The following is a 20881-nucleotide window of genomic DNA, read 5'->3' as shown; positions in this document are numbered from 1 at the left end:
CGGCTGTCGGCTGGGCACAGATCTAGCGTCCGCCTCTATCCTTCAGCGATGGTAAAACACCTCACACGCTCGTTGGTTCCGATGGAAATCAACAAAATTTCGACCGGTCGCACCGAGGCGGATATGCCGCGGCCGGAGAGCGCGGGAAGCCCCGGTTCGCGCTCGCATAATCGGCTTGTCGCACGGGCGCGGCGAGATCATTCCGCCCCTGCAAGCTCAGGCGAGGAAGCGATCGGGCCTGTAGGGAAGGATATCAATCACCGTCTTCTCGCCGGTCATGGCCTCGGACAGCGCCCGACCAGTCACCGGGCCGAGGGTCATGCCGTGATGGGCATGGCCGAAGGCGAACCAGAGCCCCTCGTGCCTCGGCGCCCTGCCGATGATCGGCATCATGTCGGGCGTGCAGGGGCGTGCCCCCATCCACGGTTCCTCGTCGCGGCGTTCGGCCAGCGGGAAAAACTCGCGCGCGACCCGCTCCGCCCGGGTCAATTGCACCGGCGTCTTCGGCGCATCGCGCCGGGCAAATTCGGCGCCGGTCGTCAGCCGGATGCCGCGCAGCATCGGCGCCAGGAAATAGCCCATCTCCTCGTCGAGCACCCAATTGTTGAGCTGAGCACCGTCCCTGGTGCCGTAATGCATGTGATAGCCGCGTTTCACCGCGAGCGGGAAGTGATAGCCGAGCTTGCGAGTTACGGTATCGGCCCAGGGCCCGAGGGCGACGACGACCTCGCGACTCTCCATGGGACCCTCGGGTGTCGCCACGCGCCAGCCGGCACCCTCGAGAATGTGCTCGAGGGTTGCCGCGTCGCCCGAGACGAGGCGACCGCCGAGCGACTGGAAATAGGCGAGATAGGCCTTGTTCAGGCCATGCGGGTCGCGGATCGACCATGGATCGGTCCAGCGCAGGCCGCCGGCGAGTTCCACCTGGATGGATGGCTCCATGGTCTTCAACTCGCTGGCAGAAAGTTTCTGATGGCTGACGCCGAAGCCGGCGGAGAGCGCTTCGGCGTCCTTGTAGGCGGCGTCGCGCTCCTTTTCCGTGCGAAACACCTTCATCCAGCCGTTCTTGCAGATGAGATCGCCCGCGCCGGAAGCTGCGATCAGATCCTCATGCTCCGCAATCGAATTCTCGATAAGCGGAGCGTAGAGGTTGGCGATCCGCCGATGCTGGGTAAAGCCCGAGTGCCACCAGTAGCGCGCCAGAAACGGCACCAGCCCCGGCAGAGCCCGGAAATGGTAGCTCGCATCGATGGTATTGTTCAGCGCGTAGCGGAACAGAGCGCCGAAATCATGCGGGAAGCCGTAGGGAAAGACACCTTCGCGCTGGATGAGACCGGCGTTGCCGTAGGAGGTCTCCTCCCCCGGGCCGCGCCGGTCGAGAAGCACCACCGACTTTCCACGCCGCGCCAGATGAATCGCCGCGGAAATGCCGACGATCCCGGCACCGAGGACCACTATGTCAGTCTTCATGAACACCTGCCCCGCTTACATTCAACTATTGGCTATAGCCGCGCTATTTCCGCTTCACCGAAGCGGCTGAGGAAATTCTCGTACCCGAACATCATCTCCACGCCGACGAGACCCGCAACAAACGCCGTGTCGCCTGGCCCGGACACCGCGAGGATCATGTCGGCACCGTCATAAACGATCACCGCCTTCAGGAACTTGAAAAGGAAGGAAACGCCGTAGAGCACGAGGCCGCGACAGTCCGGGATAGAACACGGCCAGCGACCATCGGCTCGAAGGATGGGTCGCTCGACAATAATTTGCAGGAATTGCATCGGGCTCGCCATTCGGATGCGTGCGAAAGGTATTCGCATGAATAGCCAAGCCAGCGGGTAAGGGCAAGGGAACGGGTCCACCGACAAAATACAAAAAGGGGCAGTGGCACACTTACCCCTTCTTTACCGCCCCTGCGGCTTATCAAAAGACGGCAGCTTTACAAACGGACGCTTTCCATCATGTTCGTCGGATAAATCCTGCGACGAGCGAGATCACCAGGAGCACGAGGAACAGGAAGAACAGAACCTGGGCTATACCAGCCGAAGCGCCGGCGATTCCGCCAAAACCGAGTACACCGGCAATGATGGCGATAACTAGAAAGATGAGTGCATAGTAGAGCATATTCCATCTCCTTGCCTGCGTTGCTGAACTCGAAACGCGCGGGATCTCATCTTTGTTCCGGGAGCAAACTCCTGCTCGACACTTCGGATTTTCTGAACATCAGGGGCAAATGGCGGCAAAACATGCCCTTCTCGGGCTCCAAGGGCATACCCAGGCGGCAGGAACCTTCGGCTCGTCGGGACGTTTGACCATGACCAAGCACTGGAAATGAAATGGTGATTCCTTCGCGCCATATCTGGAAGACAGTGGCGACCATCGCCGGATACCGAGCGGATTTGCGCAAGCACAATCTGCATATCGGCAGGACGATGCGCGACCTTGAAACGCATACGGAAGGAAAGCCCAACAAGCGGATCCAGGCTCTACTTGAGGAACTTGAGACAGCCGAGCGGAAAAGACAGAACTAGTCTTGACCGGGATTTCACAACAAGCATGCGCCACTGTCGCTCGACACGCGGAACAAAAGGCGTCATTCGGCGTTTGCACGGCGATAACAAGCGCCGCGGCGGCGCTCTTTATCCACATGGGAGAAGAGGATGCGAGCCTTCGCTGCGCTGTCACTTCAAACATCCACGGGTATACGCCGTGCACTCAGCGACAGCAGGCTTGGACTCGCAGTAAACCGGATGAAGCAAATCCGGAATCCTCTTAAATCAGTAGAACCAAAGGATAGGAACGTGTCATGAAGAAAATGCTTCTCGTTGCAGCTCTCATCCTTCCCTTGGCAGCCTGCACCCAGACGGAAAAGGGTGCGGCAGTCGGTGCCACCTCAGGCGCGATCATCGGTGGAGTCGTGGGCGGCGATGTCGAAGGTGCTGCGGTCGGCGCAGCGGTCGGCGGCGTTGCCGGTGCCTTGATCGGCCGCGCGAGCGAACCGGGCTATTGTATCTATCGCGACCGCTACGGCCGCCGCTACACCGCCCGCTGCTAAGCGGGTTTCCGCGAAAGCGTCCCAGGGTTCCGCGATCAGTGCCTGCCGCAAACCTGAGGAATCTACGCAGATAGTCATGGGTAACCCCGTGACTATCTGCTATTAAGCACCTTTGTGCGTCCAAGTTGTAAAGGCCTACTCGAATTCGGAACCGAGGATGAAGTTGGCGTGGATCAGAGCGGTTTTCGCAAGGCAGGCACCCGCCCGTCGACCCGCCCGTCGCGTGTTTTACGCGACCCTGCCCGCCCCTGGAGCACCGGAGCGTCAGTCGCCCGAGTGGTTCCGTTCGGCCTCGTCGAGTCGCCGAAGGAGGTCGAGGAAATGCTGCGGCACGGGCTCGTCCTCGACCGCCCCATAGAGCGCCTTCAGCTTCGACACGATGTGGGCATGGGGATCCCGGCTTTCGGCGCCTCGCGTACCTCCCCTCGAGGAGCCCTTCATTGCGGGAACCCACGCACCGTGCCGGCCGCTGTCGAGATAAATGCCGTCATCGATTGCTCAATTCCCTCCGCATTCCCAAAGACGTGATCGACACCTTGACGTATCCCGCCGCATGCCCCACCGTCTGCAAAATCGGGATCGTAACGCACAATAGTTTAGGAAGGTCTAAATGTCACTTTCCACCAGAATTGCGCCCCATCTTCCTTATCTGCGACGCTATGCTCGGGCCGTCACCGGCTCGCAAGCGGCAGGCGATGCCTATGTCGCCGCCGTGCTGGAAGAACTCATCGACGACGTCAGCCTCTTCCCAACGGCTTCCAACGACCGAATCGGCCTCTACAAGCTGTTCTGCTCGCTTTTCGACAAGCTGAAGGTCGACCGATCCCAGTTGGTGTCGTCGTATGCCTGGGAACGGAGGGCCGCGGCCAATCTGTCGCTGATCGCGCCCGCACCCCGGCAGGCGTTCCTGCTCGTCGCGGTCGAAGGGTTTTCGATGGACGAGGCGGCCGAAATCATGTCTCTTGACCAGAGCGGATTTTCCACGCTGCTTTCCAGTGCGTCGGAAGAAATCTCGCAGCAGGTCGCAACAGATGTCCTGATCATCGAGGACGAGCCGCTCATCGCGATGGATATCGAGGATATGGTCGAAAGCCTCGGACATCGGGTGACGGGAATTGCCCGCACGCATAAGGAGGCGCTCGACCTCTATCACAAGACATCCCCCAAGATGGTGCTTGCGGACATTCAGCTTGCCGACGGCAGCTCCGGGATTGACGCGGTCAACGAAATTCTCACGGAAGCGGCCGTCCCGGTGATCTTCATCACCGCCTTCCCGGAACGGCTTCTGACCGGCAACAAACCTGAGCCTGCCTTCTTGGTAACCAAGCCGTTCAATCCGGAAATGGTGAAGGCGCTGATCAGCCAGGCGCTGTTTTTCGACGAACAGGCCCATGCGGGGCATCGCTGATAGCCACGAAACGCGGCGGCTGCATTCTCGCGACCGACAGCGCCGCGCATCCTATCAGACGCGCAGGAAGCAAGGTCAGATTACGGAGACATGCAGTAGCATTACCCCGGCAGTTGAGGCTCGCTAGACGTGTCGCGGACCTGCTCGAAGATCGTCATCCCAATCAGCGCAAGCGGCATGGCGAGAATGGCCCCGACCGCACCCCACATCCATGTCCAGAAGATGATCGCGATGAAAATGAGGAACGGGTTCATTTCGAAGCGTTGGCCGAGGATTGCCGGCACGATCAGGTTCTCCATCGTCAGGTGAATGACGGTGAAGGCGATCACCGGCGCCAGGGCAACGATCAGCGCGTCGTGGATCATCAAGCCGCCGACCAGCAGGGAAAGTGTCATCAAGGTCACCCCGAGATAGGGAATGTAGCTCGAGACGAAGGCGAAGAGGCCCCAGAGCGGCGCCATAGGCAGGCCCCCGACCAGGGCAATCACCATCGTGAACACGCCAAGCGCCATGTAGATCAGGCTCGTGGTCGCGAAGTACCGCGTAAGGGCCTCCTCGATCGCGTTCATAATCCGGATTGCGCCTAGACGCCCGTCGCGGCTCGGGACCGCCAGAATGATCGTGCTGCGCAGATGGATCCGGCCAAGCAGGAACAGGACGAGCGCCGCTAGGAATACCAGGGTTTGAATGAGCGCCGGCGTGAGGCTGGTGGCGACGGTGCCGAGAAGCGGACCCGCATTTTCCACCGCGGCATCGGCGAGCGCCTCCTCGCTTGCCCCTCGGGCGAGCGCCAGCCGCAGCCAGCTAAAGCGATTGAAGAACGGCAAGACCCGTTCGATGATGTTCTCCGCCAGTCGCGGGGCTTCGCTCGCTACCTCCGTGACGGCCACGAGAAGGGCGTTCACCAGGAAGAACAATCCGACGACGAAGCAGAGCGCCAAAAGCAGGCCGCCGAGAAGCGGCGGCAAGCCGAAGCGGGTCAATCCATCCGCCGCCCTGCCCAGTACGATGCCGACGATGATCGCAAAGGCTATCGGCACCAGCACCGCCGCCAGCGCGGAAAGGGCGGACGCACAAGCGATGACGAACAGGCCCACTATGCTGCAGACAACCAGCGGGTCCATGCCCCCATGGCCGGGCGCAAGTGCCGTCCGGGCCTCGCCCGCAGCAACCTCGTCGGCTACAACGTTCCGGGCGTCGCGCCGGCGTGCGTCAAGCGCCATTGCGTCTTTTTCCGTGTCCACCGGTACCTTCTTCAACGAAGTCTCTCCGAGAGAACCGAATGCGCAACTCTTGCAGGACAAGCCGTTGTTTCAAGCTGTCCCTTCAGGAACTGCAACGCATCACGGTAAGTGGTCCAACCCCATCACCATCCCGCATCGCGTAAGCCATAGAGTACGCAAGGCACCGGTCACATGCGGGGTTGCTGAGAAACGCATCGATCGGAAAATCGTTCCTGTTAAGCGACGTCCCCTCAAATCCACCTCGGTCTCGCGCATCGATTTTCGGAATTGCGCGGATTCGAAAAGACGCGCGACGCCGTAAGGACAAAGACATGCAGCCGCAAAAGCAAGACGCCGCCGGCGTGGCAACCGGCGGCGTACCCGCAATGACTAGTTCAATGGCAGCAGGTCTTACAGCGCCGCCGTGACGATCACCTCGACGAGATATTCAGGCGTCGCAAGCTTTGCTTCGCCGGTGGCGCGGGCTGGCGTGTGACCCTGCGGGACCCATACATCCCAGACGGAGTTCATCTTGGCAAAGTCGGCCATATCGGCGAGCCAGACCGTTGCCGAAAGGATGCGCGTCTTGTCCGTGCCGGCAAGCGCGAGCAGGCGATCGACTTCGGCGAGCGCCTGCTTCGTCTGGGTGGCGACGTCGTCACCGGCGTTGCCGACCTGACCGGCCAGGTAGACCGTATTATTGTGTACAACGGCCTGGCTCATCCGCGGGCCGGTTTCGAAGCGCTTGATTTCCATAATCCTCATCCTGATGTTGGGGCCGGGCAGGAATATGCCGGCCGGGAATGGCTGACCGCCGCAGGGCCTTTTCACTGCGGCGCCGTAGCGTCAATCGGAGGCGCAAAGGTGCGGCAGCAACTACAATCCCGACATGTCCTCTTCCTCAACTGGCGGTCGATTCAGCAGGACATGCGGTCGGGGCGGCGAAGCTCTACATGATCGGGAGGAGAACTCCAAGAAGTTGTCTCCTTCCGTCGAAAAGAGACGTGGCTCAGGCCGCATTCTTGCGCGCCAGCCGCGCCTTGATGCTGGCCACGTCGGCGCGCGGCGTGGCCGCAAACAATGTCTTCGTATAGCTATGCTGCGGGTCGGAAAACACCGCGTCGCGGCTGCCATATTCCACCGCCTCACCGAAATACATCACCATCACGTCATCGGCGATGTAGCGCACCACCGACAGGTCATGGCTGATGAAGACATAGGTGAGCTGGAATTCATCCTGCAGGTCCGCGAGCAGGTTCAGGACCTGCGCCTGGACGGAAAGATCTAGCGCCGACACCGGTTCGTCCAGTACCAGAAGTTTCGGGTTGAGCATGAGAGCGCGGGCGATCGCGACGCGTTGCCGCTGCCCGCCGGAGAACATGTGCGGATAGCGATTATAGTGCTTCTCCTCGAGACCGACCTTCTTGAGCATGGCCATCGCCCGGTCGCGGCGCTCGTTTGCCGGCACCTTGGTATTGATGACGAGCGGCTCGGTCAGGATATCGCCGATCTTCTGGCGCGGATTCAAGGAGCCATACGGGTTCTGGAAAATGATCTGCACCTTGCGGCGCATCTCCGACGTCAGCCCCTCCCGGGCGATGTCGACCTTGCGACCGTCGATCAGCAGCTCACCGGCCGTTGCCGGATCGATCAGCGTGAGGATGCGCCCGAGCGTCGACTTGCCGCAGCCGCTTTCGCCGACGATCGCAAGCGTCTTGCCTTCATCAAGCGTGAAGCTGACGCCCTTCAGCGCGTGAACGGTGCGCGCCTTGCGGAAAAGGCTGCCGGGCACATGATAGTCGCGCACGAGATTCCGGGCTTCGAGAACAGGGGTCATCGCGCGGCTCCCTCGAGGATCTGCTGATCGTTGAACAGTTCGGAGATCGTCGGCAGCCGGTCGCCGGTCGCGTTTTCCGGGAGCGCCGCAAGCAGCGCGCGCGTGTAATTGCTCTTCGGCGCTTCGAACAGCGACAGCACGTCCGCCTCTTCGATCTTGCGGCCCTTGTACTGTACGACGACGCGATCCGCCGTCTCCGCCACGACTCCCATATTGTGGGTGATCATGATGAGACCCATGCCATGCTTTGCCTGCAACCTCATCAAAAGATCGAGAATTTGCTTCTGGATCGTCACGTCCAGCGCCGTCGTCGGCTCGTCGGCGATCAGGAGTTTCGGATTGCAGGCAAGCGCGATCGCGATCATCACGCGCTGGCACTGGCCGCCCGACATCTGGTGTGGGAAATGGCCGAGGCGCTCGGCCGGATCGGGGATGCCGACGGCTTCGAAGAGCTCGATGGCCCGTTTGCGCCGCGCCGCCCGGTCGAGCCGCATATGGATGCGCAGCACTTCCTCGATCTGGAAACCGACCGTGAAGCACGGATTGAGGCTCGCAATCGGCTCCTGGAAGATCATCGCGATCTCCTTGCCGATGATCTTGCGCCGCTCGGCGGCCGACATGGTCAGAAGATCCCGTCCGTCGAAGGTGAGCTTGTCCGCCGTGACATTCGCGGTCCAAGGCAGGAGACCCATTGCAGCAAGCATGGAGACGGATTTGCCCGACCCGGATTCTCCGACGATCGCCAGCACCTCGCGCTCGTGGACCTTGAGCGACACGCCGTCGACCGCCCGGAACAGGCCCGAAGCCGTCTGGAATTCGACGACGAGGTTTTCAATTTCGAGTAGCGCCATGTCAGGACCTCTTCAGCTTCGGGTCGAGCGCATCACGCAGGCCGTCGCCCATCAGATTGATTGCCAGCACGGTCAACAGGATCGCGAGACCGGGAAGCGTGACCACCCACCAGGCGCGCAGGATGAATTCGCGCGCCTCCGCGAGCATGGTTCCCCATTCCGGCATCGGCGGCTGCGCGCCCATGCCGAGGAAGCCGAGCGCCGCGGCATCGAGGATTGCACTCGAGAACGACAGCGTCGCCTGGACGATCAGCGGCGCCATGCAATTGGGCAGGATCGTCTTGAACATCAGCCTGAGGTGCCCTGCGCCGGCGACCTTTGCCGCGACGACATAGTCGCGGGTTTTCTCAGCCATTACCGCCGCACGCGTCAGGCGGACGAAATGCGGCTGGAAGACGAGCGCGATGGCGATCATGGCATTGGTGAGGCCCGGCCCGAGTACCGCCACGAGAACGAGCGCGAGCAGCAGCGACGGGAAGGCCAGGATGATGTCCATGATCCGCATGATGAAGGTGTCGACCCAGCCGCGGAAATAGCCGGCGACGACGCCGACCAGGATACCGCCCGTCAAGGAGAGGGTCGTCACGATGACGCCGACGAACAGCGAGAAGCGGGTGCCGTAGATGAGGCGCGAGAGCATGTCCCGGCCGACGGCATCGGTGCCGAGAAGGAACTCGAGCCGGCCCCCCTCCTCCCAAAAAGGCGGGAGCAGAACGGACTGGCGGAACTGGATGGTCGGGTCATGCGGCGCGACGAGCGGCGCGGCCAGGGCGAGCACCACCAGGAACAGGAAAAACACCAATCCGATAACGGCACCCCGGTTTTCCGAGAAATAGAACCAGAACTCGGCGAGCCTCGCCCGGCGGGAGGGATCGGTCGATATCGACGTATCGATAGTGACTTCGGTCATATCGTCCTCCTCAATGCCGGATGCGCGGGTTGATAAGGCCGTAGAGCAGATCCACGGCGAGGTTCACCAGCATGATGACGCCAGCGATGATCAAGAGCCCGCCCTGAATGACGGCATAGTCGCGCCGGAATACGGAATCGACCATCCATTTGCCGATTCCCGGCCAGGAGAAGATCGTTTCCGTCAGGATGGCGCCCGCCAGCATGACGCCGACCTGGAGGCCGATCGTGGTGACGACCGGAATCATGGCATTGCGCAGCGCGTGGATACCGACGACCCGGAAGGTGGAGAGCCCTTTCGCGCGGGCGGTGCGCACATAGTCCTCGGAAAGCACCTCCAGCATCGCCGAGCGCGTCTGGCGGGCGATGACGGCAAGCGGAATGGTACCGAGCACGATCGTCGGCAAAATCAGGTGATTGAAGGCGGACTGGAACGCGCCCTCCTGCCCCGACAAGAGGGAGTCGATCAGCATGAAACCGGTGACCGACGGAAAGAAGAACATGAGCGATATACGGCCGGAAACCGGAGTCCACTGCAAAATGCCGGAAACGACGATGATCAGCAGCAGGCCCCACCAGAAGATCGGCATCGAGAATCCAACCAGCGCCGTGCCCATGATGATCTGATCGATGACCGAGCCGCGCTTGATGGCGGCGATCACGCCCGCGGGAATGCCGAGAACGATGGCAAAGACGATCGCGCAGATCGACAGTTCGACCGTCGCGGGGAAAAGTTCGAAGAACTGGTCGATTACCGGCCTCTTGGTGACGATCGACACGCCGAAATCGCCGCGCACAACACCCCAAAGATAATCGAGATACTGCACGACGATCGGCCGATCGAAGCCGAGTTGGTGGGATATTTCGGCATGCCGCTCCGGCGACATGACCCGCTCTCCCGAAAGCAGCGCCACAGGGTCGCCGGGAAGGAGACGGATGAAGGAGAAGGCGATGATGGAGACGCCGATGAACGTCGGAATCAGCACCGCCAGTCGCCCCAGCAAGAATCGGAACATAGTCAAACCTCATGCCATGGTGCGCGGCCTCGCTAGCGGCGCCACCGGGCAAAAAGGAAGAGGGGCGTTCGCCCGGCGGCAAACGCCCCCTTCGGTTCGGTTGTTAAGATTACTCTACAATATCAACGCCGTCGAAAGCAAAGTCGCCCAGCGGGCTCTGTACGAAGCCTTCGACATTCTTGCGCATCGGCACGATCGACAGCGAATGGTCGAGCGTTGCCCAAGGGGCTTCGCGCTTGAACACGACCTGGGCGTCTTCATAGAGTTTGGTGCGCTCCGCGATGCTGGAGGCCTCCTTCGCCTTCGTCACCAGGTCGTCGAATTCCTGATTGCACCACTGCGCGCGGTTATTGCCTCCGACCGCATCGCAACCAAGCAGCGTGTCGAGGAAGTTGTCCGGGTCGCCGTTGTCGCCCGTCCAGCCCAGGATCACCGCGCCGTCACGATTCTTGTCCTTCGACTTCTCGAGATACTCGGCCCATTCGTAGGTGACGATCTCGACGTTGACGCCGATCTTGGCAAAGTCGGCCTGCATCAGTTCGGCGGCACGGCGCGCGTTCAACATGTACGGCCGCGCAACCGGCATCGCCCAGACTTTCATCGACAGGTTGGTGACGCCGGCATCCTCCAGCATTTTCTTCGCGACTTCCGGCTCGTAGGTATCGTCCTCGATATTGTCGTTATAGGACCACATGGTCGGCGGGATCGGGTTCGTCGCCGGCGTTGCCTGGCCCTGGAAGACGGCATCGACGATCGCCTGCTTGTTGATCGCCTTGTTCAGCGCCTTGCGAACCTCGACCTTGTCGAACGGTGCCTGGGTCGTGTTATAGGCGAGATAGGCGACGTTGAGGCCGGCCTGCTCCATGACCTTCAGGTTCGGGTCGGCCTTCATGGATTCGACGTCGGCCGCATTCGGATAGGGCATCAGGTGACACTCGCCTGCCTTCAGCTTCTGATAGCGAACAGCCGCGTCGGTGGTGATCGAGAAGACCAGATCATCGATCTTCTGCTTGCCGTCCCAATAGTCCGGATGGGCCTTGTAACGGATGACCGCATCCTGCTGGTAGCCGACGAAAGCAAAGGGGCCGGTGCCCAAGGGCATCTGGTTGAGCTGGTTCATCTTGCCGTCGGCTTCGAGCTTGTCGGCATATTCCTTCGACATGATCGAGGCGAAGGGCATGGCAAGATTGGCGAGGAACGGCGCTTCCTTGCGCTTCAGCTTGATCTTGACGGTCATGTCGTCGACCCTCTCGATCGCTTCGATCAGGTCCGGCATGCCCATGCCAGAGAAGTATTCCCAGGATGCGCCGGATACATAGCCGTGCCACGGGTGGTCGGATTTCCACTGGCGCTCGAGCGAGAAAATCACGTCGTCGGCATTCAGGTCACGGGTCGGCGTGAAGAATTCGGTCGTCTGAAACTTCACGCCGGGGCGAAGCTTGAAGGTGTATTCGAGGCCGTCATCGGAAATCGTCCAGCTCTCGGCGAGTCCGGGCTCGGTCTCCGTGGTGCCCTTCTTGAATTCCAACAGGCGGTTGTAAACTGTATGCGCCGCGGCATCGAACGTCGTACCGGCCGTGTAGAGGCCGGGGTCAAAACCCTCCGGCGAGCCTTCCGAGCAATAGACGAACGTTTTCGACCAGGCGGAACCGGCCATCAGCGTGGCAAGCGCCGTCGCTGCGAAGAGAGTCGTGAGCTTTTTCATGAGCTTGCTTCCCAGTTTTGCTTTTTTGTTCTCGTATTTCCGACGCGGCAAGAAATTTTCCATCCGGTCAAGAACGGATGGAACGATATTTGCCGTCGCAATGCAATAAGTCGCCCCAGAAATTTGTCTAGGCGAAAAATTCTTCCACAAATAGAGATGGCCGGCAATATGCGATTTCTGAATGCGGCCGCTCGCACAGGTTGCCTGCGCCGACGCGCAGGCGCGCCGCTACGGGCACTCTCTGCCACGCGGGTTCCCCACGGGGTCACGGAAATCTGCAGGGATTCAACAACCCGCTGCGTGCCTCCTGAAGGACGCACGTTTGCCAAGAGGGCGCGAAAGCCGCCCTCATTCACTCGGAAAGCCTTAGGCTGCCGAGGTCTGGGGGCGTGCCGGCTCCTCGATGCCCAGCAGGAAGTGGATCTGCGGCCGGGCCTTGACCAGGTCGTCGATCGTATAGCCCTCAAGCACTTCGAAGAAGGCATTCAGCGCTTTACGCAAAGCGGCGTTGAGGCCGCAGCTGTCGACGAGCGGACACTCGATTTCACCAGCCTCGAAGCATTCCGCCATCGCGAAGCTGTCCTCGGTAACCTTGACGACGTCGAAGAGGCTGATCTCCGACGCCGGCCTCGGCAGCCTTACGCCGCCATTGCGCCCGCGCACGGTTTCAACTAGGCCCGCCTTCGTCAGCGGCTGCAGAATCTTGAACAGGAACAGCTCGGAAACGCCGTAGGCCTTGGCGATCTCGGGAATGCGGCTGAGCTTGTCGCTGTTCGCAGCGCAGTACATCAACATGCGAACCGCGTAGTTCGTTTGCTTCGTCAGACGCATCGTCCACTCCGGAATCGAGAATTCGGTTCCCCATCATATAGGACGGATTGCAGTTTGGAACAATTCCAAAAAGGGAAAAACATACGAACGCAGTCAACTTCACCCTTTCCCGGTTGACTGCCTTCACCGGCGCGGTAAACAAATATGATCGGCTTGGTTAAGTTTAAGCAAGAAATGGAGAAACACCATGCACGTCTCTAAAGCGCTGATCGGCATTCTGTCGATGGCGGCGACCTTCCTGGCATGCTCGGTCACGGCCCGTGCCGAGGGCGAGGTCAACATCTATTCCTATCGGCAGCCGGACCTGATTCAGCCGCTCCTGGACGCGTTCACCAAGGAAACCGGCATTGCGACCAATGTCCTCTTTCTCGACAAGGGCCTCGTCGAGCGCATCCAGGCGGAAGGCGCGAACTCGCCGGCTGATGTCATCCTCACGGTCGACATCAGCCGTCTAACCGAAGCCGAGGAAGGCGGCGTGACGCAGCCGGTCGTCAACGAAACGATCAACGAAGACATCCCGGAGCATTTCCGCGACCCGGACGGCAACTGGTTCGGCCTGACGACCCGCGGCCGCGTCGTCTACGCCTCCAGGGACCGCGTGGCCCAGGACGACATCACCTATGAGGAGCTGGCAGACCCGAAATGGAAGGGAAAAATCTGCACCCGCGATGGCCAGCATTCCTACAATATCGGCCTGTTCGCCTCCATGATCGCGCATCATGGCGAGGCCGAGGCGGAAACATGGCTGACCGGCCTCAAGAACAACCTGGCCAGGAAGCCGGACGGCAGTGACCGCAGCCAGGCGAAGGCCATCTTTGCAGGCGAGTGCGACCTGGCGCTCGGCAACAGCTACTATGTCGGCCTGATGATGACCAACGAACGGGAGCCAGAGCAGAAGGAGTGGGCATCCGCCATCAAGGTCCTGTTCCCGAATGCCCAGGACCGCGGAACGCATGTGAACATTTCCGGCATGGCGCTCGCCAAGAACGCACCGAACAAGGACAATGCGATCAAACTGATGGAATACCTCTCTTCAGGCGAAGCGCAGAAGATCTATGCCGAGCAGGTCTTCGAATATCCGGTCATGCCGGGCGTCGAACCGTCCGAAGTGGTCAAATCCTTCGGACCGATCAAGCCCGATACGCTGCCACTCGCCGAGATCGCAGCAAACCGCAAGAAGGCCTCGGAACTGGTCGACAAGGTGGGCTACAACGAAGGTCCGCAAGATTGAGGCACATTCTCGCATCGACCCCGGAAATCGGGCTCGGCTTTCGGGGTCGATGCGCAGATTCGAAGTCCAGCATTCTTTGTGAGTCCTAAAGGACGCACGGCGCCATAGAGCAGCGGGCGAAAGCCCGCTGTTCTTCGTTTACAGCGCCGCGCGTCTTTTCAGACGCGCAAAGGTCGCTGTAACGCTTTGAACCTGCGCATCGAGCTTTCCGAAAATCGGGTACGATTTTCGGGCCGATGCGCTAGGGGCACGACACCTCTGCAATTGACCGATAGACACGAAGCGGCGATTCTCTTCAAAGCTGAGAAACAACGGCGGCGCCGCCGGGATCCGGAGGGAAAATTGGACAAGATGCATGACTCGAGCCAGCTTGAAATGGTCGTGCTGATGACGCCCGACATGGCGAACTTCAGCGGCAAGGTTCATGGCGGGGCACTCCTCAACCTGCTCGACCGGGTCGCGTTTTCCTGCGCTTCGCGCTACTCGAAACAGTACGCCGTGACCCTTTCGGTCGATCAAGTCGTCTTCCGCCAGCCGATCCATGTCGGCGAACTGGTCCACTTTCGCGCCTCCATCAACTATGCCGGCCGGACGTCGATGGAGGTCGGCATCCGGGTCGAGGCCGAGAATATCCGCACCGGCGAGAGACGGCATACGAATTCCTGCTATTTCACGATGGTCGCCGTCGATGCCGACGGGCGTCCGACGAGCGTGCCGTCCTACGCCCCTGAGCCGGGCACAAGGGAGCGCCGCCACCGCGCTGCCGAGGTCAGGCGGGAGCTGCGTCGGGAGTTCGAGGAGCGCTTCCGGGCGGCAGGTTCCTAGCACATCGGCCCGAATATCGTACCGGATTTTCGGAAAGCTCGATGCGCAGATTCAAAGAGTTACAGCGACCTTTGCGCCTCTGAAAGACGCGCGGCGCTGTAGTAGCGCATCGGCCCGAAAACGTCGCCGATTTTCGGAAAGCGTGGTGCGCAGCCCGATGCGCAGATTCCAGGAATCACAGCGCCCTTTGCGCGCCTGAAAAAGCGCGCAAAGTGTGCCGTAGGGCGATGCCGGCGAAGAGTAGATGCCGTCAGTCCTTCCGCTCTGCGGCGATCTCCAGGATGGCCTTGCGGCGCTCCGACGTGCCAGGATGGGTGGAGAAAATGCTTGTTTCGGAGCGGTCGTGAAGCTTCGTCTCCAGCAGTTCGAAGAAGCGGGCGATCGCGGTCGGATCGAAGCCTGCCCTAATCATCAACGCCACGGAATGGCGGTCCGCCTCCGCCTCGGCGGCGCGCGAGTAGGAGAGCGCGAGCAGGCCGCTCCCCTGCACCAGGACGTCCTCTGCGCCGGAACCTATGTCGCCCGCAATCAACATGACGAGACCGGCAACGCCCGCGGCACGATAGAACTGCCGGAGGCTGTGCTTGTGCTCGACATGGCCGATTTCGTGCGCCAGCACCCCAACGATCATCTCTATGTCGCCGCCTGCAAGCTCCACCAGTTCGTCGGTGAGGATCAGCGTGCCGTCGGGCAGCGCAAAGGCATTGGGGCCGACGGGTCCGCCTTCGCGGAAGTTGAGCGCGTAAGCCGCCTCACCGCCCTGGGAAAGCGCCGCAATGCGCCGGAACCCGTCGAGAACTCGGCCGCGTAGCGCCTCATTGAGCTTCGAAGGGCCAAGGACCGTCCGGTCCATAGTCTCCAGCGTGCTGGCCGACATGATCTGCGGCACGATCGGAGGCGTGACGGCGACGGCCACCTCCACGAGCGCAGGCAACGCAATGCGGTAGACCAGCGCACCGAGCAGGATGGTTGTGGCGACGAAAGCGATCAGCCGCGGATGGAACTGCTCCAGCCAATGGATGATGCCCTGCCGGCCTCGGCCCGCTCGAGCGAGAAACCGGTCGACCGCATCGTTTTCGCCCGTTTCGAAGAGAGACCCGTCGGGAAAGGTGATCCGCCGCGGAATGCGGCCGACGCGGGCGGAAATCTCCAGCGAGGACAAGCTGCCGCCTGCAAGTTCGGATTGCGTCTGGTCGCAGACGACGAGGCGCTCGCCATCTTCGACCAGGCGGCAGGGCACGGAGCGGCTCGATCCCGCCGGATGCCACTCGCCCTGGGCAATCGCCGCCGTCTCAGAAGCCAAAGTCGAAGCCTTCTATATCCATGAACTCGGCGCCGACCGCCGAACCCTGTGCTGCACTCGACGAGAAGACCTCGCCGACATTCCCTTCGAAGCGGACGCCCGTATGCTCGTTCACGTAGCGCGCCATTCGAACGGCGGCCCAAGGCCGCATGAGGCCGAGGGTAACGAGCGTGACAACGAAGTTCGAGACGGCGATCCAAGCATAGCGCGGACGCGAGAGGTCGCTCAAGAGCCGGTGCTTGCCATCGAAACTGGTGGCGGACCAGGCGACATTGCGGACGCCGGCGCGATAGATGAGCGCCGCCGTGCCGAAGATCGCCAGAACCATGATATAGGCGAGCGCTGCGAGCAGGCCGAGCGACACCTGCATTTCCGGCGGAAGCGCATCGGGATTCCCGACCGCTGCGGCAACGACCGCCAGGTTGAGAAAGGCGATGAAGGCGACGATCAGCAGCCCGAGAACGATCACCGCTGCGGAGATGCCCCAGGTTCTGTAGATCGAGCCGAGGGAGGGAGCGGTCGAAAAGCCCTTGTCCCCGTAGCGCAGGTTGTTACCGATGTAACGATAGGTCCAGCGGCTGGCGAGCGGCGCCAGAATGCCGAGGGTGATCGCCGCCATGACCGGTCCGACTACGAAGGCAAGAAACGCGCCGCCGGCGCGTCCGAGGAAATCGAAACGGACATTGCGGTAGCTCGTCACCCTGGCGCTGAAGCGCAGGCCTCGCGCAAGCAGCCACGGAACCAGGAACAGGAGAGCCACGCCGAGGCCGATGCCGACGAAGGGAACGAAGGTCAGCATGACATTGTAGAAAACCAGATAGGCAAAGACGATCAGGCGGCCGAGCAGGATCTGGCCACCCCTGGCGTGATAGTCGAAGCCGCGGCCGAGCAGTACGGTGTTGCCATAGAAATAGCGATTGCGGCGCACCTTGGCCCAAGCCGAATAGATGCCGAGGGTGACGATCGTCAGCAGGATATTGACGATCCAGATCCCGAAATATTCACCGGCGCTGCCCGTGAAGGAGAGACGTTGAACGTTCCCCTCGGCCGCGCGCCCGAAACTGCCCTGCCCGACGCGCTGCGCGGGCAATGGTTCGACCAACACCATGACGTATCCCCTCGATCAGACAGGCCGGCCCTGCGTGAGCACCCCCCAGGCGATCAGCCGTATGGTTCGTCCACCACAGTGCGAATCGTCACACGATCACCCGGCTTATCGGGGTTAGTTAGTTGTATAGCCGCGCGCAATGCAACAAAAAAGAGCCTCCCGAAGGAGGCTCAGCAGAGGGAGGAGATCTAGCGCATCGACCTTGCGTCTGAGAAACGCTGTAGTGGTTATCGCATCGTCGGGATCGAGAACTCGGCGCCGTCCTTGATGCCCGAGGGCCAGCGCGAGGTGATGGTCTTCGTCCGGGTCCAGAACTTGATCGAGTCCGTGCCGTGCTGGTTGAGATCGCCGAAGGACGAGGACTTCCAGCCGCCGAAGGAGTGGTAGGCGAGCGGCACCGGGATCGGAACGTTGACACCAACCATGCCGATATTGATGCGGGAGGCGAAGTCGCGCGCCGCATCGCCATCGCGGGTGTAGATCGCGACACCATTGCCGTATTCATGCTTCATCGGCAGCGACAAGGCGTCCTCGTAGTTCTTGGCACGCACGACCGACAGAACGGGGCCGAAGATTTCCGTCTTGTAGATGTCCATGTCCGGCGTGACGTGATCGAACAGGCAGCCGCCGACGAAATGGCCGTTTTCATAGCCCTGCAGCTTGAAGTCGCGGCCGTCGACGACGAGCTTGGCGCCCTGCTCGATGCCGCTGTCGATCAGGCTCCGGATGCGCGCCTCCGCCTCCTTGGTGACGACCGGGCCCATATCAGCCTTTTCGTCCGTATAGGGGCCGATGCGCAGGCTTTCAACCATCGGCACCAGCTTGTCGACGAGGCGGTTCGCGGTCTCCTCGCCGACCGGAACGGCAACCGAGATCGCCATGCAGCGCTCGCCGGCGGAGCCGTAGCCGGCGCCGATCAGCGCATTGGCGGCCTGGTCAAGATCGGCATCAGGCATGATGATCATATGGTTCTTGGCGCCGCCGAAGCACTGCGCGCGCTTGCCGTTCATCGCCGCGGTGCCGTAGACATAGCGGGCGATCGGCGTCGAGCCGACGAAGGAGACGGCGCCGATGTCCGGATTCGTCAGGATCGCGTCGACCGCGCCCTTGTCGCCATTGACGACGTTGAGCACGCCCGCCGGCAGGCCGGCTTCGATCATCAGTTCGGCGAGGCGGATTGGCACGGACGGATCGCGTTCGGACGGCTTCAGGATGAAGGCGTTGCCGCAGGCGATCGCCGGAGCGAACATCCACATGGGAATCATCGCCGGAAAGTTGAACGGCGTGATGCCGGCGCCGACGCCGACCGGCTGACGGATCGAATACATGTCAATGCCGGGGCCGGCGCCTTCGGTGAATTCGCTCTTCTGCAGATGCGGTATGCCGATGACGAATTCGCAGACCTCAAGGCCGCGAACGACGTCACCCTTGGCGTCTTCGATGGTCTTGCCGTGCTCGCGGGAGAGCAACTCGGCCAATTCGTTCATATGCTCGTTCAAGAGCTGCACGAACTTGATGAAGACGCGCGCACGACGCTGCGGGTTGGTAGCCGCCCACTTCGGCTGAGCCGCCTTGGCGCTTTCCACCGCAGCGGCAAGCTCGGCGTCGCTCGCGAGCGCCACGGTGCCCTGAACTTCGCCCGTCGCCGGATTGAAGATGTTGCTTACGCGGCCGCTCGTGCCGGGGACGCGCTTCCCGTCGATGAAATGTCCGATTACATACATGGGGGTTCCTCCTGGTCTTGATCTGGAGCGCATGATCGCACTACGATTTCAACAATTCAATTTCCGATATTCAGGAACCGTTGTGCAAAAATCAAAGCACCTGGAGCGACGGCATGGACTGGGACGACGTCAGAGTGTTTCTCGCCGTAGCGCGGACGGGCCAGATTCTCGCCGCTTCAAAGCGCCTCGGGCTCAACCATGCCACGCTCAGCCGGCGCGTCACCGCACTTGAAGAAACCCTGAAGACGCGGCTTCTCGTGCGGCGCCCGAGCGGCTGCGAACTGACCGCCGAGGGCGAAGTCTTTCTCGCGGCCGCCGAGCGCATGGAAACGGAAATGCTGGCGGCCCAGTCACAGATCGGGCGGATCGACACGGCGATCGCCGGTACGGTGCGCATCGGCGCTCCAGACGGTTTCGGCGTTTCCTTCCTGGCACCGCGCCTCGGTCGCCTGACCGCACGCTATCCTGAGCTCAAGCTGCAGCTTGTGCCGGTACCGCGCTCCTTCTCCCTGTCGCAGCGCGAGGCCGATATCGCCATTACCATCGAGCGGCCGGAACAGGGGCGTCTCGTATCGTCCAAACTCACTGATTATACACTGGGTCTCTACGCATCGGCGGATTATCTTGGCCGATACGGCACGCCGAAGGCGGTCGACGATCTCAAGAACCACCGCCGCATCGGCTATGTGGAGGACCTGATCTTCACGCCATCGCTCAATTTCTCCGCCGAGATCATGCGCAGCTGGGACGCCTCCTTCGAAATCTCCAGCGCCACCGGTCAGACCGAGGCCGTCCGCTCCAGCGCCGGCATCGGCATCCTGCACAACTACATTGCCCGGCAATATCCGGAACTGGTCCGCCTTCTGCCAGGGACGACGATCCGCCGCGCCTACTGGACGACCTATCACGAAAGCGCGCGCGATCTGGTGCGCGTGCGCACGGTCGTCTCGTTCCTGCAGGAACTGGTGACGGCCGAGCATCAGATCTTCGCGTGAAAGGATGAAAAGAGTGGTACGGTTGGGTGGTCTCGAACCACCGACCTCAGGTGCCACAAACCTGCGCTCTAACCAACTGAGCTACAACCGCACTCGGGCAGCGACCCTCAAGTCGCTTGGCGGCTCACATACGGTCACTCACATCGATTTGCAAGCCTTATGTTCGGATTATCCAGCAAAAAGACCGGATGGCAAGCCACCCGGTCTCTTGCAATGGTATCGATCGAAACGGGAGTGACGATCAAGCGCCCTTGAAGCTGGACATCGCCTTTTCGGCGGCTTGCTTGCCGGGCTTGGCAACATTCTCAGCGACCTTGCGAGTGGCTTCCTGCATCGACTTGGCCTGCTCGACGGCGAGCTCGGCCTGCTTGCGGATGAAGGCCGTCTGCAGTTCGACGAGTTCCGAGATCGACTTCACGCCGAGTAGTGCTTCCATGTGCGAAAGCGAGGTTTCAGCATTGGTGCGCAGCGCGTCGATGGCCTTGAGGCCGAGTTCGACAGAGCCCGACTGAGCGTTTTCGAACGTTGCTTCGACCGTCTTCGTTGCCTCTTCGGCTGCAGTCTTCATCCTGGCGTACGCCTCTTTCGACTGGACGGCGCCCTTTTCGGCAAATTCACGGAAGCTCCCGACGAACTTCGACGGGTCGAAGGACATCGCAAAGGCATCTTCGGTCTTCTTGGCAGTGGCCATGGCATTTGCTCCTTGGTGTGTGGGTGTTGGACATCTTATAACCGAAAGTTTTGTGCGATGCAACATTTTTTGTGCGATGCACAAGATGGCGCCCATTAACCTTGCGTCGTGAAACTCGCTGCGGATCAGGGGGCACTGCTGGACCCTCGCGATAGGGCCGGATATTAAT

22 protein-coding genes and 1 tRNA gene are annotated in these 20881 nt (G+C 61.2%); 6 read left to right on the top strand and 17 right to left on the bottom strand.

The genetic code is table 11. From position 1 onward, the window contains the following. Positions 1-216: 216 nt before the first annotated feature. From AC4P1R_RS01605 to AC4P1R_RS01595, 3 genes are all read right to left on the bottom strand, one after another. Positions 217-1470 carry an NAD(P)/FAD-dependent oxidoreductase gene (locus tag AC4P1R_RS01605; RefSeq protein WP_069459425.1) on the bottom strand — a complete coding sequence of 418 codons (1254 nt, stop codon included), beginning with the start codon at positions 1468-1470 and terminating at the stop codon, positions 217-219. Between the two features lie 32 nt (positions 1471-1502). Further along, positions 1503-1781 (bottom strand): hypothetical protein, encoded by a 279-nt coding sequence (locus AC4P1R_RS01600; protein WP_273361703.1) that lies wholly within the window; start codon positions 1779-1781, stop codon positions 1503-1505. 178 nt (positions 1782-1959) lie between these two features. After that, the gene (locus AC4P1R_RS01595) at positions 1960-2124 is read right to left on the bottom strand and encodes a DUF1328 domain-containing protein (RefSeq protein WP_069459427.1); all 165 of its coding nucleotides are present in this window, start codon (positions 2122-2124) and stop codon (positions 1960-1962) included. 212 nt (positions 2125-2336) lie between these two features. Here AC4P1R_RS01595 and AC4P1R_RS01590 point away from each other — a divergent pair, with 212 nt between their 5' ends. Together AC4P1R_RS01590 and AC4P1R_RS01585 are read left to right on the top strand one after the other, a co-directional pair. Further along, complete coding sequence (locus AC4P1R_RS01590; protein WP_069459428.1) at positions 2337-2531, top strand: hypothetical protein; 195 nt, start codon at positions 2337-2339, stop codon at positions 2529-2531. 275 nt (positions 2532-2806) lie between these two features. Then, entirely contained in the window at positions 2807-3055 is a 249-nt protein-coding gene (locus AC4P1R_RS01585; RefSeq protein WP_069459429.1) for a YMGG-like glycine zipper-containing protein, read from the top strand. 264 nt (positions 3056-3319) lie between these two features. Here AC4P1R_RS01585 and AC4P1R_RS01580 read toward each other — a convergent pair whose 3' ends face one another. Next, the gene (locus tag AC4P1R_RS01580) at positions 3320-3496 is read right to left on the bottom strand and encodes a NepR family anti-sigma factor (protein WP_165614726.1); all 177 of its coding nucleotides are present in this window, start codon (positions 3494-3496) and stop codon (positions 3320-3322) included. Positions 3497-3665: 169 nt separating this feature from the next. On the opposite strand from AC4P1R_RS01580, the gene AC4P1R_RS01575 reads away from it, so the two are divergent. Beyond that, a complete protein-coding gene (locus AC4P1R_RS01575) occupies positions 3666-4463 on the top strand; it encodes a response regulator (protein ID WP_151610854.1) in 798 nt (265 codons plus the stop codon). A gap of 101 nt (positions 4464-4564) precedes the next feature. Here AC4P1R_RS01575 and AC4P1R_RS01570 read toward each other — a convergent pair whose 3' ends face one another. The 8 genes from AC4P1R_RS01570 to rirA all read right to left on the bottom strand — a co-directional run bounded on the left by AC4P1R_RS01570 (position 4565) and on the right by rirA (position 12835). Further along, positions 4565-5707 carry an AI-2E family transporter gene (locus tag AC4P1R_RS01570; RefSeq protein ID WP_425353240.1) on the bottom strand — a complete coding sequence of 381 codons (1143 nt, stop codon included), beginning with the start codon at positions 5705-5707 and terminating at the stop codon, positions 4565-4567. Between the two features lie 390 nt (positions 5708-6097). Then, the gene (locus tag AC4P1R_RS01565; protein ID WP_069459431.1) at positions 6098-6442 is read right to left on the bottom strand and encodes a RidA family protein; all 345 of its coding nucleotides are present in this window, start codon (positions 6440-6442) and stop codon (positions 6098-6100) included. 253 nt (positions 6443-6695) lie between these two features. Continuing rightward, entirely contained in the window at positions 6696-7523 is an 828-nt protein-coding gene (locus AC4P1R_RS01560) for a dipeptide ABC transporter ATP-binding protein (RefSeq protein ID WP_069459432.1), read from the bottom strand. Further along, on the bottom strand, positions 7520-8374 hold the full coding sequence (locus tag AC4P1R_RS01555; protein WP_083265366.1) for an ABC transporter ATP-binding protein: 855 nt from the start codon (positions 8372-8374) through the stop codon (positions 7520-7522). Before AC4P1R_RS01555 ends, AC4P1R_RS01560 begins: the two co-directional genes overlap by 4 nt. A gap of 1 nt (position 8375) precedes the next feature. Next, the gene (locus AC4P1R_RS01550) at positions 8376-9284 is read right to left on the bottom strand and encodes an ABC transporter permease subunit (RefSeq protein WP_069459433.1); all 909 of its coding nucleotides are present in this window, start codon (positions 9282-9284) and stop codon (positions 8376-8378) included. 10 nt (positions 9285-9294) lie between these two features. After that, complete coding sequence (locus tag AC4P1R_RS01545; protein ID WP_069459434.1) at positions 9295-10299, bottom strand: ABC transporter permease subunit; 1005 nt, start codon at positions 10297-10299, stop codon at positions 9295-9297. Positions 10300-10408: 109 nt separating this feature from the next. Further along, positions 10409-12004, bottom strand: coding sequence for an ABC transporter substrate-binding protein (locus AC4P1R_RS01540; RefSeq protein ID WP_069459980.1), 1596 nt, complete (start codon positions 12002-12004; stop codon positions 10409-10411). 366 nt (positions 12005-12370) lie between these two features. Further along, complete coding sequence (rirA, locus tag AC4P1R_RS01535) at positions 12371-12835, bottom strand: iron-responsive transcriptional regulator RirA (RefSeq protein WP_069459435.1); 465 nt, start codon at positions 12833-12835, stop codon at positions 12371-12373. A 187-nt stretch (positions 12836-13022) separates the two neighbouring features. Between rirA and AC4P1R_RS01530 the strand changes: the two genes are divergently transcribed. Together AC4P1R_RS01530 and AC4P1R_RS01525 are read left to right on the top strand one after the other, a co-directional pair. Next, complete coding sequence (locus tag AC4P1R_RS01530) at positions 13023-14066, top strand: Fe(3+) ABC transporter substrate-binding protein (protein ID WP_069459436.1); 1044 nt, start codon at positions 13023-13025, stop codon at positions 14064-14066. A gap of 351 nt (positions 14067-14417) precedes the next feature. Then, positions 14418-14891 (top strand): acyl-CoA thioesterase, encoded by a 474-nt coding sequence (locus AC4P1R_RS01525; protein WP_492177768.1) that lies wholly within the window; start codon positions 14418-14420, stop codon positions 14889-14891. A 250-nt stretch (positions 14892-15141) separates the two neighbouring features. On the opposite strand, the gene AC4P1R_RS01520 is transcribed toward AC4P1R_RS01525, so the two are convergent. The 3 genes from AC4P1R_RS01520 to AC4P1R_RS01510 all read right to left on the bottom strand — a co-directional run bounded on the left by AC4P1R_RS01520 (position 15142) and on the right by AC4P1R_RS01510 (position 19026). Then, positions 15142-16194 (bottom strand): M48 family metallopeptidase, encoded by a 1053-nt coding sequence (locus AC4P1R_RS01520; protein ID WP_492177330.1) that lies wholly within the window; start codon positions 16192-16194, stop codon positions 15142-15144. After that, positions 16184-17302, bottom strand: coding sequence for a YjgN family protein (locus AC4P1R_RS01515; RefSeq protein WP_492177329.1), 1119 nt, complete (start codon positions 17300-17302; stop codon positions 16184-16186). The genes AC4P1R_RS01520 and AC4P1R_RS01515 overlap by 11 nt, the downstream gene beginning before the upstream one ends. A 227-nt stretch (positions 17303-17529) precedes the next feature. Next, positions 17530-19026, bottom strand: coding sequence for a CoA-acylating methylmalonate-semialdehyde dehydrogenase (locus AC4P1R_RS01510; protein WP_273361182.1), 1497 nt, complete (start codon positions 19024-19026; stop codon positions 17530-17532). 113 nt (positions 19027-19139) lie between these two features. Here AC4P1R_RS01510 and AC4P1R_RS01505 point away from each other — a divergent pair, with 113 nt between their 5' ends. After that, positions 19140-20021, top strand: a complete 882-nt coding sequence (locus tag AC4P1R_RS01505; protein ID WP_273361183.1) for a LysR family transcriptional regulator — start codon at positions 19140-19142, stop codon at positions 20019-20021. A gap of 14 nt (positions 20022-20035) precedes the next feature. Here the strand turns inward: AC4P1R_RS01505 and AC4P1R_RS01500 are convergent. Both AC4P1R_RS01500 and AC4P1R_RS01495 read right to left on the bottom strand, forming a co-directional pair. Beyond that, positions 20036-20112 (bottom strand) — tRNA-His (locus tag AC4P1R_RS01500). Positions 20113-20262: 150 nt separating this feature from the next. Further along, on the bottom strand, positions 20263-20712 hold the full coding sequence (locus AC4P1R_RS01495) for a phasin (protein WP_225190597.1): 450 nt from the start codon (positions 20710-20712) through the stop codon (positions 20263-20265). Positions 20713-20881: the final 169 nt, after the last annotated feature.

The sequence above is a fragment of the Sinorhizobium sp. Y406 genome (genome assembly GCF_058732025.1).
This window is presented reverse-complemented; position numbering and strand designations above follow the sequence as displayed.

Bases quoted from the DNA above. Each gene is read 5' to 3' on its own strand.
- AC4P1R_RS01555 (WP_083265366.1), bottom strand. From the start codon at position 8,374: ATGGCGCTACTCGAAATTGAAAACCTCGTCGTCGAATTCCAGACGGCT.
- AC4P1R_RS01495 (WP_225190597.1), bottom strand. From the start codon at position 20,712: ATGGCCACTGCCAAGAAGACCGAAGATGCCTTTGCGATGTCCTTCGAC.
- rirA (WP_069459435.1), bottom strand. From the start codon at position 12,835: ATGCGTCTGACGAAGCAAACGAACTACGCGGTTCGCATGTTGATGTAC.
- AC4P1R_RS01565 (WP_069459431.1), bottom strand. From the start codon at position 6,442: ATGGAAATCAAGCGCTTCGAAACCGGCCCGCGGATGAGCCAGGCCGTT.
- AC4P1R_RS01530 (WP_069459436.1), top strand. From the start codon at position 13,023: ATGCACGTCTCTAAAGCGCTGATCGGCATTCTGTCGATGGCGGCGACC.
- AC4P1R_RS01600 (WP_273361703.1), bottom strand. From the start codon at position 1,781: ATGCAATTCCTGCAAATTATTGTCGAGCGACCCATCCTTCGAGCCGAT.
- AC4P1R_RS01515 (WP_492177329.1), bottom strand. From the start codon at position 17,302: ATGGTGTTGGTCGAACCATTGCCCGCGCAGCGCGTCGGGCAGGGCAGT.
- AC4P1R_RS01505 (WP_273361183.1), top strand. From the start codon at position 19,140: ATGGACTGGGACGACGTCAGAGTGTTTCTCGCCGTAGCGCGGACGGGC.
- AC4P1R_RS01590 (WP_069459428.1), top strand. From the start codon at position 2,337: ATGGTGATTCCTTCGCGCCATATCTGGAAGACAGTGGCGACCATCGCC.
- AC4P1R_RS01550 (WP_069459433.1), bottom strand. From the start codon at position 9,284: ATGACCGAAGTCACTATCGATACGTCGATATCGACCGATCCCTCCCGC.
- AC4P1R_RS01605 (WP_069459425.1), bottom strand. From the start codon at position 1,470: ATGAAGACTGACATAGTGGTCCTCGGTGCCGGGATCGTCGGCATTTCC.
- AC4P1R_RS01560 (WP_069459432.1), bottom strand. From the start codon at position 7,523: ATGACCCCTGTTCTCGAAGCCCGGAATCTCGTGCGCGACTATCATGTG.
- AC4P1R_RS01595 (WP_069459427.1), bottom strand. From the start codon at position 2,124: ATGCTCTACTATGCACTCATCTTTCTAGTTATCGCCATCATTGCCGGT.
- AC4P1R_RS01525 (WP_492177768.1), top strand. From the start codon at position 14,418: ATGCATGACTCGAGCCAGCTTGAAATGGTCGTGCTGATGACGCCCGAC.
- AC4P1R_RS01575 (WP_151610854.1), top strand. From the start codon at position 3,666: ATGTCACTTTCCACCAGAATTGCGCCCCATCTTCCTTATCTGCGACGC.
- AC4P1R_RS01510 (WP_273361182.1), bottom strand. From the start codon at position 19,026: ATGTATGTAATCGGACATTTCATCGACGGGAAGCGCGTCCCCGGCACG.
- AC4P1R_RS01545 (WP_069459434.1), bottom strand. From the start codon at position 10,299: ATGTTCCGATTCTTGCTGGGGCGACTGGCGGTGCTGATTCCGACGTTC.
- AC4P1R_RS01585 (WP_069459429.1), top strand. From the start codon at position 2,807: ATGAAGAAAATGCTTCTCGTTGCAGCTCTCATCCTTCCCTTGGCAGCC.
- AC4P1R_RS01580 (WP_165614726.1), bottom strand. From the start codon at position 3,496: ATGAAGGGCTCCTCGAGGGGAGGTACGCGAGGCGCCGAAAGCCGGGAT.
- AC4P1R_RS01540 (WP_069459980.1), bottom strand. From the start codon at position 12,004: ATGAAAAAGCTCACGACTCTCTTCGCAGCGACGGCGCTTGCCACGCTG.